We start from the raw sequence: 13101 nt of genomic DNA, 5'->3' as shown, positions 1-13101 counted from the left end.
TGAGCCAGGATCAAACTCTCCATAATAGAGAACTTAAAAAGCTCATTTTGTTTTGCTGGCATCATCATTAAATGATGTCAAAATTGTTTTGCTATTAGACTAACAAAAGTTAGCTAACAAGCTATATATCTTAACGTTTTGCATGTTCAGTTTTCAATGTTCATGTTGTTTATTTTGTCGTTTTGTTTTAGCGACCTTTGTATCTTAACACCCTTTTCAACACTCCGTCAACACTTTATTCGACAAAATGTTGTAAAAAGATAATAACACTTTATTCAGATAAATGCAACTAATACCTTTAATTAGTTTAAATAGCACTTGAACCCTTGTTTTATGTACTATTTAACTAATATACATCGCCATATCCTTTCGCTAGCTTTCCTTTTTTATCTACATTTTTTTCATCAAAAAAAGAGAGACACTATGCCTCTCTTTTCAAGATGTTCTATTACAAGAAGACAAAATAGCAAACGAATATAACCCATAAGCCATACATAATAGGATGAATTTCTTTAATACGTCCCGCTACGATCATCGTAATTGGATAGAAGATAAATCCGATTGCGATACCAGTTGCAATAGAATAAGTTAACGGCATTGCAATTATTACGAAGAACGCTGGAACTGCAATTTCGAATTTGTTCCAATTAATTTTCCCTAAAGACGTTACCATTAATACCCCTACAATAATTAGAGCTGGAGCTGTAACACTAGAAGTAATAACACTTAGTACCGGGTAGAAGAATAATGATAGTAAAAATAAAACTCCAGTTACGATTGCTGCGAAACCTGTACGTGCACCTGCAGCAACACCTGCAGTAGATTCTACGTAAGAAGTAGTTGTAGAAGTTCCAGCGATTGCTCCACTTACTGTTGCGATTGAATCTGCAAGCAAGGCTTTTCCTGCACGAGGTAATTTATCTTCTTTCATTAATCCTGCTTGGTTAGCTACGGAAATTAATGTACCTGCAGTGTCAAAGAAATCAACAAACAAGAATGTAAGTACAACAACTAAAAATTGAGTAGTTAGTAAAGCTGCTGGATCATTGAGAATTGCATCAAAGGCCGCTCCGAATGTTGGAGCCATACTCGGGATACTTCCAACAACTGCGTCTGGCAGTTGAACTAAACTAAAAACCATACCTACAATCGCGGTAATTAACATACCATAGAAAATACCGCCCTTAATACCTCTTACCATCATTATAACAGTCAACACTAAACCGAAGATTGTTAATAGAACGTTTGGATCCGCTAAGTCTCCTAAACCAACAATAACTGCATCATTACTAACAATAATCTTTGAGTTTTGTAAACCAAGGAAAGTGATAAATAATCCGATACCTGCACCAACTGCATATTTTAACTCAGCTGGAATGGCATTAATAATCGTTTCGCGAATACCCGATAATGAAAGAACTATAAAAATAAGACCTGAAAATAAAACACCTGTTAAAGCGATTTGCCAAGGAATTTCGTATGTTAGTACTACAGTATAAGCAAAAAAAGCATTTAGTCCCATTCCCGGTGCTAATGCAATTGGATACCTCGCTACTGCCCCCATCAATATAGATCCGATCGCTGCTGCAATTGCTGTCGCTGTAAATATAGATCCTTTATCCATATACATGAAATCTGGTAGACCTGGTACTGTCTCTAAAGATAATGTTAAGGGGTTTACTACTAGAATATAAGCCATTGCTAAAAACGTTGTTAACCCTCCGATAATCTCGCGGCGATAGTTTGTACCTAGTTCCTCAAACCTGAAATACTTTTTCATAAGTTCCTCCATTTTTTGTCCGTACAACCAAAAAGAAAAGCATACGACCAGTTATAACACGGTCGTATGCTTTACATATCCCTAAATAAGCGAAAGATAAATAGTTCCACTCATCGTAGTCGAATCATTTACGGTGATTCGGTAGAGACTTTTGGGCCTTATTCCCAACGTTATACGACAACATAATTAAATTATATTAGTAATATAACATTGTACTTTTTGAAAATCAATACTAAATCCGAACGTTTTTTATCTTTTAGATAATAAAGTTCGCTTTCTGACTATTCCCACTCAATAGTTGCTGGTGGTTTACTCGTAATGTCATACAGTACGCGGTTGATGTGTGCTACTTCGTTTACTAAACGAACAGAGACTTTTTCAAGCACATCCCATGGGATACGTGCCCAGTCAGAAGTCATACCATCAATAGAAGTTACTGCACGGATACCGATTGCGTAGTCATACGTACGAGCGTCGCCCATTACACCTACGCTACGGATGTCAGGTAGCACTGTGAAGTATTGCCAAATATCGCGATCAAGACCTGCTTTTGCGATTTCTTCGCGAAGGATTGCATCTGATTCACGAACGATTTCTAATTTCTCTTCTGTTACTTCACCAAGAACGCGGATACCTAATCCTGGACCCGGGAAAGGTTGACGCCAAACGATTGCTTCATCAAGACCAAGTTCTAAACCAAGTGCACGCACTTCGTCTTTGAACAATGTTTTTAATGGCTCGATTAACTTGAACTGCATATCTTCAGGTAGTCCACCTACATTATGGTGAGATTTAATCGTTTGAGCTGTTGCAGTACCAGATTCAATGATATCTGTATAAAGAGTACCTTGAGCTAAGAAATCCATGCCATCTAATTTAGATGCTTCTTCATCAAATACGTAGATGAATTCATTACCAATAATTTTACGTTTTTGCTCTGGATCTGATACTCCAGCTAGCTTATTCATGAAACGTTCGCGTGCATCAATTTTAATGACTTTCATATGGAAACCTTCTGTGAAAGTCTTCATTACTTGCTCCACTTCACCTTTTCGGTTTAGGTTGTGGTCAACGAACATACAAGTTAGCTGATCGCCAATTGCTTTGTGGATTAGAACAGCAACTACTGAGGAATCTACTCCACCACTAAGTGCACAAAGAACCTTTTTGTCGCCCACTTCTGCTCGAATTTTTTCGATTTCCATTTCTACGAAGCTTTCCATTGTCCAGTCGCCTTTTGCATGACAAACATCGAATACGAATTGACGAAGTAAATCGATTCCGTAAATAGAATGTCTTACTTCTGGGTGGAATTGAACAGCGTATAAATTCTTCGCTACATTAGCCATTGCAGCAACTTCACAAGAAGGGCTCGTTGCAATTACTTCAAATCCTTCTGGTGCAACTGTTACATGGTCACCGTGGCTCATCCATACAACTTGGTTTGCGGGAAGTTGTCCAAATAAAGCTGTAGCATTTTTTATATCAATTTCCGCTTTACCGTATTCTCTATGAGAAGCTTTCTCTACTTTCCCACCGAAATGTTGAGACATTAATTGCATCCCGTAGCAAATACCTAAAATCGGAACTCCAATTTCATAAATCGCTGGATCAATATGAAATGCATTTTCATCATATACAGAGTTCGGGCCACCAGAGAAAATGATTCCTGTAGCATTCATTTTCTTTAAATCTTCCGCTGTTACTGTATGTGGGTGCAACTCACTGTACACTCCAAATTCACGAATACGACGCGTGATTAGTTGGTTGTATTGACTACCAAAATCTAATACGACAATTTTTTCTTGTTCTTGCAACAATGGAGTTGAAGACATTAGCATCCACCTTTTCTCTATTAGTGATCCAAGTGCGTTCACTAGAATAAAAAAACGCGTAAGAAAGTAAACCTCTTTCCACGCGTTTATGTTCTCTACTTCAAAAAGGTGAATGCAACTGTCTAAAAAAGACATGATTGCATTCACCTTCATAGTCAAGTTATTATCGGTAACTTGGTAGAGACATCCGAACCATATTATCGGACATATACGAGGGCAACTTGGTCAATTTAATTTGACTTTAGTTTACAGCTTGTAGCGTGTAAAATCAACTGCTTAGCTGATTGATTAAATTTTCCCAACTTTCTCGCATCAGCGGGTAGTCAATGTCTTTTTTACTGCCACCGTAAAATCCTTTTTCGTATGCAATTGTGAGCTTCCTCATATGGTCACCGTCAAAGTAGCCATCGATCTGTGCGGCGTAATCCGTTAATGTTTGGCCTGGCTCCTTTCCATAGCCGTAAGAATGAAGCTGTTTAAGTAATTGATAATACATTTTTTCAAACGTATCCCAATCATTTTTTCTCACGCGATATGCAGGAATCAGTACTTTTGATAACCATTTACGTCTATAGCGATAAGCAAGTAACCCGATAATGGCTAGTCCGATGATCGACCATATAAATAGAGCTTTTCTGTCCAATACCCAATTGACACTATTACTCATTGCTTCGGTGAACTTTTCAGAAACCTCTGCCCTTTCTGTTTCTGGCTTCGGTTTCTTAGGAGTTGGCGTTGGTGTTGGTTTCGGAGCTTCCAACTCATCCGTTTGAAGATCTAAGTCATAGTTTAAGTTTGCACTATTGGAAAATCCAATCGTAGGTTCGAAAATCATCCACCCGATATTCGGAAAGTACGCCTCAACCCATGAATGGGCGTTATTATTCGTTATTTCATAAATAGGAATGCTGTCTTCTCTTTGTACAATCTCTCCTGGTGCAAAACCTTTCACCCAACGCGCTGGAATTCCTTCTGAACGGAGCAAAACAACCATCGAAGTGGAGAAGTTATCGCAATAACCTATCTTTGTATCAAATAAAAACTGATCGACATAATCCGTGTTCCCTTCTGGAATCGCAGCTAATTGCTGATTATAGCGAAAGCCATTTTGCCGGAAGTATCTTTCAATAGATTTTGCCTTGTCATATAAACTCTCGTCCCCCTCTGTAATAGAGCTAGCTAACTCTCGCACTCTAGTTGGCAGAGTTTCTGGCAGTTGAAGATATCGATCAAACTCAGTTGTAAGGCTATCTAAGCTTTCGATTTTCGTATTTCGAAGTGCTTTTAAACTATAAACGGGTTCACTATAAGCAACATCATAATTCTGAATCGGCACAGTGCTACCACCGTTAAACGTAGAGATTTTTTGGTTTGTCTCGTTCCAAGATAGTGTGAACGGTTCTAAGGCATCTACTCGCTTAATGCCATAAGGTTGCATAACAAAAGGATATTCCTGCAACATGGAAATTCTTGCAATCGCCGTTCTCTCTTCTTCGCCCGGGGCAATATCAGATTGAATTATTTCCCCTATATTATAGCTACTAATTTGTGCTTCCGTATCAGATTGAATCCATCCTTTAGATGTATACGTGTCCTTCGTTTCAATTTTCCAATATTGTTTGGTCGGTACAGCGGCTGTAAATACAGGCGTGTCATCTGCGACAAATGCTCCGCCTAAGTTTTCATCATTTTCACCATAACCTACTTTACGATGCCCCCCACTTCCGCTACCGCCCTCTTCACCAGAAGTAGATTGTTTAGCAGCAGTAAAAAAAGGTACTGGATCAGGCCAGCTAGGACCAGCTTTCGGTAATATATATGCCAATGCTCCACTGATAATAAGTATTCCAAAGAGACTACCTATGCCACCAAGTAAAAAAGTGGCTTTTATTTGCTCTTTATTTTCACTTCCCATTTTCTCCGCATACAGTAATCCCATCGCGATAAAACCTGTTATCAATGCAATAATGATACTTTTCTCTCCATTATATGGACTGAAAGTATCTAAAATGGTGATGAATAAAATTGTTAGAATGAAAAATAGGAGTATATTTTTTCTAACACGAATCCAATAATTTAATAGATAAGTAGTCATCCACAATAGTAAGAAAAACAAAAAGGTTCGAAAAGGATTCGTTACTTCCAACCAATCACGTGTAATCAATGCAGTGAAATTCACACCAATTGCTTCTGTCAAATAAGAAAAAGCTTCTAATGAGAAAAACGAATAGTTAGTATAAATTGAAATAATTACCCAACAAATAAAAACTAGCTTTAATGGGGCTGCATAGTACCACTTTAACCTTACAAAATAAAATACAAAGGAGATGAATAAATACAAACTAAATAGTTGCAAATGATCGGTATCGGTTAGCTCAATCACCGGTTTTAACCATTCAACCATTAAAACAAATACAAAAAAATAAATGAAAAAAGATAACACTGTTTTTTTATTCATGAACGAGTCACCTCCAAAAACGCTTGGGCAAAACGATCTTTTGTAATAGTATGAATCCGTATCCCTCTGCTTGCAGCAAACTGATGCAGGATTTGTTCCTCTTTCAATAGCTTCGCATCTTTTTGTTTCACAACAAAGCATGTACAAACACGTAAGTTGCTTGCCGTTTTTTGAACACTATCTATCCATTCATATGTAAGATTACTTGTCACATATAGAAGAGAAGTTGCTTGTGCCAATGCTCCGTCATGTAAAATGACTTGTTCAATCGACTTCGTTAAATCCGGTTGCACTTTCGTTAAATGATAAAGCGCTCGTTGCAACTGACTTTCATTTTGAACAGATGGCAGAAAAAAACGATTTTCTCCTAGCGACAAAAATGCACTGGATGCTTGGTGACGTACGATTGCTTGTAAAATAGAGGCAGTTAAATCGACCATATCTTCAAAACTATCGGTCGGTGTCCGGTCCATTAAAACGAATAGATCTTGAGATTGACGGTCTTCAAACTCTTTCGTTTTGAGCGTTTGCGTCCTAGCAAAGGACTTCCAGTGAATCCAAGAAACCCGGTCTCCCGGTTGATAGGATCTTACACCCGTAGCCATTGAAGTGTCTTTCATCGTTTGAATTCTGGAAATAGCTGCTCCTTGGTCATACCGTGTTTCAATTGGGACATATACCATTTCCGTTACGCTTGGAAACACAAGGATTGTTTTAGGATTAGGAATAAAAGCCTCTGACTTCACCCAACCAAATAAATCACTCCCTTGCACTGTTAGTCCTTCTAGCACATGTTCCCCGCGAGGAATATGATCCATTTCATATGTCCACATAAACTCTTTTTTCATCCCCCAAAAAATCATTCGTTTCCAAGAAATGATATGTGCTAAAGTTGGACTAACTTTTTCTTCAAACTTTACATACACAAGCGGAAAGCGATTATTCCTTTTCACATGAATGGTTGCCGTAAATTTTCCACCGCTATACACATTCCGAGTATCGATTGTTCTAGTTACTTCCAACTTCTTAAGTGGATAAAAAAATAAAAGCATGGAATAGATAGAAAGCGGGATTAACGAATAAAATAAAAACCAACTAACAAATCCACCTTGGAACATTGCGTAAACGAACGTTACGATTAAAAGTAAAATAACACCAACAAAACCTTTTAACTGTCGTAATCGTTTTAATCGCTGCTTCATTGATTTACTGTCCTCTTATATGGGACAGGTGTTCGCTTAATAATTCGAGCTAACACTTCCTCTGTAGAAATGCCATCATATCTAGCTTCTGGTCTAAGAATGACCCGATGCCCGAAAACGAAAGGAGTTAAATATTGAATATCATCCGGTATGACGAAATCCCTTCCTTGAAGCATTGCATAACTTTGCGCTGCTCTCATTAGCGCGATTGAAGCTCTTGGACTAACTCCCAAATAAATATACGTATCTTGTCTCGTACGATTGGCAAGATCGACAATATACCCTTTCATCGTCTGATCGACTTTCACCATTTTCACTTGTTGTTGTAAATTGATTAATTGTTCCAAAGTAACAACTGACGTGATTTGTTCAATCGGCGTTAACTTTTCCACTCTATTGAGAATTTCTATTTCTTCACTTGGATGTGGATACCCCATTTTCAACTTCATCAAAAATCGGTCTAGCTGTGCTTCTGGTAATGGGTATGTCCCTTCATGCTCAATTGGATTTTGTGTGGCCATGACAAAAAAAGGTTTAGGTATTGGCATGGTAATTCCATCTATTGTAACGGAAGCCTCTTCCATTCCCTCGAGAAGTGCGGATTGTGTCTTAGGTGAGGTACGATTTATTTCATCGGCAAGTATAATATTCCCCATAATGGGACCAGCCCTAAATTCGAATTCCATTTCTTTTGGGTTATAAATAGAAACTCCTAATACATCGGACGGCAATAAATCCGGCGTAAATTGAATTCTTTTGAAATCGGCACCGATTGATTTGGCAAGTGCCCGTACCATCATCGTTTTCCCAACACCCGGTACATCTTCTAACAGTACATGCCCTTCAGCAAGAAGTGCAATCACTGCAAGCTCTGCAATATTTTTTTTACCAATCATCACTTTTTCTATATTTGTAATAATAGATTGAATTTGTAATTGTTCCGTCATTTGTTTTCCCCCGGTACATTCTATTGAAAGATTAGTTCGAAAATTAATATAATACTCATTTAGCATACCGAAAATTACAATATAAAACAAATAAGAAAAGCCGAGCCATCTTTTAGCAGACAGCTCGGCTTAGAATTATTATTTCCAAAAATCATCAAATACGGTGATTGGCATATGTCGCTTATGTAAAGAGCGATTATAGAAACCTTCTATTTTTTCTTGGGATTCCTTAGATACCATTTTTCCTTCTAAATAATCATCAATTTCATTATAGGTTACACCAAGTGCTACCTCGTCTGGAAGTGCTGGACGATTCTCTTCTAAATCTGCTGTCGGTACTTTCAAATATAAATGTTCCGGACATCCAAGTTGTTTAAGCAGTTGCTTACCTTGTCTTTTATTCAAACGGAAAATTGGCGTTAAATCGACACCGCCATCTCCGTACTTTGTATAAAATCCAGTGACTGCCTCTGCTGCATGATCCGTTCCAAGCACGACGCCATTATACATTGCAGCAATTGAATATTGAGCTTTCATACGTTCTCTTGCTTTTTCGTTTCCTTTTGCAAAATCAGATAAAGAAATACCTGCTTCACTAAGCGCTCGCGCACTTGCATCGACTGCCTCTTTAATATTGATCGTGACAGTTCTAGATGGTTGAATAAACTCTAATGCATCTTGACGCTCATGCTCATCGAATTGTACTCCGTATGGCAAACTTACCGCGATAAATGCATAAAGGTCCTCACCGGCTTCTTTATTTAACTCATTTACCGCTAGTTGTGCAAGCTTCCCTACTAATGTAGAGTCTTGGCCTCCTGAAATGCCTAGTACCATACTTTTCATAAAAGGATGTTTTTTTAAATACGCCTTCATAAAATCAATGCTAGTTCGAATTTCTTCTTCTACATTAATAATTGGTTTTACTTTTAATGCTTTAATAATCTCTTCTTGCATTGCAGTCATAATTATAGACCTCCATTTTGCTCAATAAGATTATGTTCCATTTCTTTTACTTCTTGTATATTACGCATTTTATTGTCCCAACATTTTTGGCTTAAATCAACTGGATACTCCTCTGGGTTTAGTGAACGTTTATATTCATCCCAAAGTAAATCTAAGTTATTATGCGCATACGCTCTAACTTCATGTAAGTCTGGAATTTGATAGGTAACTTCTCCGTTTTCAATGACTTGTACATGTAATTCTTTCGCTTCAAAGTTCGTCACAAATTTGGATACAAATGTGTGGACTGGATGGAACATTTTCAAGCGTTTTTCATGCGTTGGATCTTCATCATGCATTGTAATATAGTCGCCTTCTGCTTTCCCATTTTCTTTATCGATAATTCGGTAAAGCTTCTTTTCACCAGGGGTTGTTACTTTTTCTGTTGTGGAAGAGATTTTAATCGTATCTTGCATCTTTCCATCTTCATCCTCGATCGAGACGATTTTATATACCGCTCCCAGCGCAGGCTGATCATAACCCGTTATTAGCTTTGTTCCAATACCCCAACTATCTACTTTTGCACCTTGGGCCTTTAAATTTAAGATTGTATATTCATCTAAATCATTTGATACAATAATTTTCGTGTTCGTAAATCCAGCAGCATCCAGCATCTTTCTAGCTTCTTTCGAAAGAAATGAAATATCCCCTGAATCTAATCGTATTCCGATAAAGTTAATCTTGTCCCCAAGTTCTTTCGCTACTTTTATCGCAGTTGGTACACCCGTTTTTAACGTGTTATACGTATCCACTAAAAAAACACAGTCTTTATGACGTCTCGCATACGAATGGAAGGCTTCATATTCACTTTTATACGCTTGTACTAAAGAATGGGCATGCGTTCCAGCAACAGGAATACCGAACATTTTCCCTGCGCGCACATTGCTAGTAGATTCAATTCCACCAATATACGCAGCGCGAGTTCCCCAAATAGCCGCATCCATTTCTTGCGCACGTCTTGAGCCAAATTCCATGGCAACTTCATCTTTTACTACTTGTTTAATACGTGATCCTTTTGTAGCGATCAGCGTTTGATAATTCACGATATTTAATAATGCAGTTTCTACAAGTTGCGCTTCTACTAATGTCGATTCAATACGCATAATTGGCTCATTCGGAAACACAAGCTCTCCCTCGACCATCGAATATACATCACCAGTAAAACGAACTGTTCGCAAATAATCGATAAAGTCTTCTTTATAACCAACCTCATGTTGCAAATATTCTAAGTCACTTTCTGTAAAATGAAAATTCCGTAAATAATCAAGACATCTTTCTAGTCCCGCAAAAATAGCGTAGCCATTTCCAAATGGAAGCTTCCGGAAAAACAATTCAAATACCGCTTTTCTTTCATGCATATTATCTGCCCAATAAGATTCCGCCATATTAATTTGATATAAATCCGTATGTAAAGCTAATCCGTCGTCTGGATAATTCTTTTTCATAATGATCCCCTTCTCCATAACTTCTAACTTGTAACGATTGAATCTAGTATACACTATTTCCCCTTTTTCTTGGATAAATAAACAAACGTCCCTGTGCAGCAAACAATTCTGAATTGTTTGCTGCACAGGGACAAAAAACTAATTTCCTCCTAAAGGAGAAACGACTGTCACGATATAGTCTGCTATCGCTTCAATTTCTTCGGGAGTTAACGAGTCTTTGAATGATGGCATAGTAGATCCGCCATTTGTTATTCGATCGATGACATTTTCTCTACTTTCTGCGAATTTACTGTCTTGTAGGTTTGGTCCATTATGTCCATTCGCTCCTTGATTGCCATGACAAGCAATACAACTATTTGTATAAAGCGCTAGACCAGCATCTACACTGCTTACTGTTTCGCCTTCTGTTGCTTCTTCGGTAACAGACTCGGTCGAATTATTTTTTGCCGAAGCGTCAATCACCTGACCTTCAGGTAAAATTCCTCCCAATTTAAATGTGTAAACTTTATCGCCATGCTTCGTACCAGCAAGTGCATTACCTGCAGCATAAATAGAGATATATTGTTCTCCATCAATTTCATATGTGACAGATGGAGCATTGGCACCTGCATCCATCATGTATTCCCACAACTGGTCTCCTGTTTTAGCGTCAAAAGCGATTAAGCGACCATCGTTATGACCTGCAAAAACAAGATTCCCCGCAGTTGTTAGAACACCGCTGTATGCTTGAGCATCCCAATTTTGTTGCCATACAATTTTGTTTGTTTTCACGTCTAGAGCTGTAACTGTTCCACGTTGCGGCGCATTTGAAACTGGTTGCATAATACTACCGATATACATAGAACCTTCCTCAAATGCTTCGTCTTCTTGTCTAGCAAAAGAAAAATAGTTATCGTTTCCTAAAACATAAAATAGCTCCGTATCCGGGTTATAAGCAGACGGTGGCCAGTTCGCACCACCAGCAGGACCTGGCTTAAGTGTAATAGGTTCTTCCCAAAATGGAGTAAATATATCGCCTATTTGCCCTTCAAATGCATCCCCTAAATCACGGTCCACATCTTCTTGAAACACACCCTGCGGCACAAATGCATCTCCTATTGGGAATGGCTGGGTTGCTGCTGTTTTTTGCTCTGCTAATTGTGGTACCGGCTTTTCTTCAATCCCTACAAGTGGTGTCCCATCCGTACGATCTAAGAAATAAACCCATCCAGTTTTTCCAGCCTGCCCAAGACCCTTGCGCATTACTCCGTCTTTTTCTACATCAAATAAAACAACTGGGTTCGCTGGATCCATATCCCAAATATCATGATGTACTTCTTGGAAATGCCATACATAATCCCCGTTTTCCGCATTCACAGCAACTACAGAGTTTGCGTATAAATTGTCGCCTTCGCGATTACTACCATCTAAGTCAGGTGCTGTATTTCCAGTTGCAAAATAAATATACCCAAGCTCTGGATCAACTGCTGGTGTATTCCAAACAGGTCCCCCTCCAGTTAACCAAGCATCGTTATTTGCAGGCCAAGTATCCCCATCCATATCTGCTGGTCCAGGAATCGTATAGAAACGCCATACTTCATACCCTAAATCTGAATCATACGCCATCACTCGTCCACGAATACCATATTCTCCACCGGCTACCCCCGTGTAGACTTTACCATTATAGTAAAGTGGTGCGCTTGTAACAGTATATCCCTCCTCCCATTCCGCCACTTTTGTTTCCCATAATTCTTCCCCAGTTTTTTGGTCAAGGGCCACTAAGCGTGCATCAAGTAAACCTACATATACCTTTCCATCACCAACTGCTACTCCCCGTGTTGTCCAACCACAACAGACCGTGTCCATTTCTTGTGGTATGTCCGGCGTATATGCCCAAATCTGTTCACCTGTTTTAGCATCAATTGCAAATACGTCATTAGCACCAGTTGCAATATACATAATGCCATCTACTACGATTGGTGTAGCCTCTCCCGAATATTTATCTTCTGCTCCTGAGCCCAGACTACTAACCCAAGTTGGTTTTAAATCCCCTATATTTTCGGATGTGATTTGATTCAATGTAGAATAACGTCTGTTGTAATAATCACCACCATGAATCGCCCAATCTTTTGAAGCATACTCGACTTCACTCTCTTTAATAACTGGGCTAGGAGCTACCTCTTCTTCCTCATTAGATTCAACTGTTGGTTCTTCTTTCACAGTAATAGTAGCAAACTCTGATCCTTCCTCTTGTTTTTTATCAGCAAATAGATAAAAGACAACAATTGTAACTAAGGCAATGCTGATTCCAATAATAACTTTTGCCCAACCCGGTATACGTTCTCCTCTCATCTTTTCCCCCCTCCAACTATTAAAATGCCGTTTCACCAGTTTATGTTTCGGATTTTGAATAAATGTTAGCGTTTACATTTTAGAAACATAAAAAAACT

Annotated in this window: 8 protein-coding genes and 2 riboswitches; all 8 genes read right to left on the bottom strand. The window is 38.5% G+C overall.

The genetic code is table 11. From position 1 onward, the window contains the following. Window positions 1–448 precede the first annotated feature (448 nt). The 8 genes from ACIQ38_RS18315 to ACIQ38_RS18280 all read right to left on the bottom strand — a co-directional run bounded on the left by ACIQ38_RS18315 (window position 449) and on the right by ACIQ38_RS18280 (window position 13003). Window positions 449–1780, bottom strand: coding sequence for an NCS2 family permease (locus ACIQ38_RS18315; RefSeq protein ID WP_402826382.1), 1332 nt, complete (start codon window positions 1778–1780; stop codon window positions 449–451). Between the two features lie 96 nt (window positions 1781–1876). Continuing rightward, a riboswitch (purine riboswitch) is annotated at window positions 1877–1978 on the bottom strand. 83 nt (window positions 1979–2061) lie between these two features. Further along, the gene (gene guaA, locus ACIQ38_RS18310; RefSeq protein WP_402826379.1) at window positions 2062–3615 is read right to left on the bottom strand and encodes a glutamine-hydrolyzing GMP synthase; all 1554 of its coding nucleotides are present in this window, start codon (window positions 3613–3615) and stop codon (window positions 2062–2064) included. A 132-nt stretch (window positions 3616–3747) separates the two neighbouring features. Beyond that, window positions 3748–3849, bottom strand: a riboswitch (purine riboswitch). A gap of 34 nt (window positions 3850–3883) precedes the next feature. Then, window positions 3884–6073 (bottom strand): DUF4129 domain-containing transglutaminase family protein, encoded by a 2190-nt coding sequence (locus ACIQ38_RS18305; protein WP_402826376.1) that lies wholly within the window; start codon window positions 6071–6073, stop codon window positions 3884–3886. Next, the gene (locus tag ACIQ38_RS18300) at window positions 6070–7275 is read right to left on the bottom strand and encodes a DUF58 domain-containing protein (protein ID WP_402826373.1); all 1206 of its coding nucleotides are present in this window, start codon (window positions 7273–7275) and stop codon (window positions 6070–6072) included. Before ACIQ38_RS18300 ends, ACIQ38_RS18305 begins: the two co-directional genes overlap by 4 nt. Beyond that, window positions 7272–8222 carry an AAA family ATPase gene (locus tag ACIQ38_RS18295; protein WP_402826370.1) on the bottom strand — a complete coding sequence of 317 codons (951 nt, stop codon included), beginning with the start codon at window positions 8220–8222 and terminating at the stop codon, window positions 7272–7274. The genes ACIQ38_RS18300 and ACIQ38_RS18295 overlap by 4 nt, the downstream gene beginning before the upstream one ends. A 138-nt stretch (window positions 8223–8360) precedes the next feature. Further along, complete coding sequence (gene nadE / locus ACIQ38_RS18290) at window positions 8361–9188, bottom strand: ammonia-dependent NAD(+) synthetase (RefSeq protein WP_402826367.1); 828 nt, start codon at window positions 9186–9188, stop codon at window positions 8361–8363. Window positions 9189–9190: 2 nt separating this feature from the next. Continuing rightward, window positions 9191–10672 (bottom strand): nicotinate phosphoribosyltransferase, encoded by a 1482-nt coding sequence (locus ACIQ38_RS18285; RefSeq protein WP_402826364.1) that lies wholly within the window; start codon window positions 10670–10672, stop codon window positions 9191–9193. A gap of 138 nt (window positions 10673–10810) precedes the next feature. Next, window positions 10811–13003 carry an outer membrane protein assembly factor BamB family protein gene (locus ACIQ38_RS18280; RefSeq protein WP_402826361.1) on the bottom strand — a complete coding sequence of 731 codons (2193 nt, stop codon included), beginning with the start codon at window positions 13001–13003 and terminating at the stop codon, window positions 10811–10813. Window positions 13004–13101 lie beyond the last annotated feature (98 nt).

The organism is Psychrobacillus sp. NPDC096389 (assembly GCF_044762855.1).
Taxonomy (GTDB): Bacteria; Bacillota; Bacilli; order Bacillales_A; family Planococcaceae; genus Psychrobacillus.
Note: the sequence above shows the minus strand (reverse complement) of the source record. Positions and strands in the feature narration are given on the sequence as shown.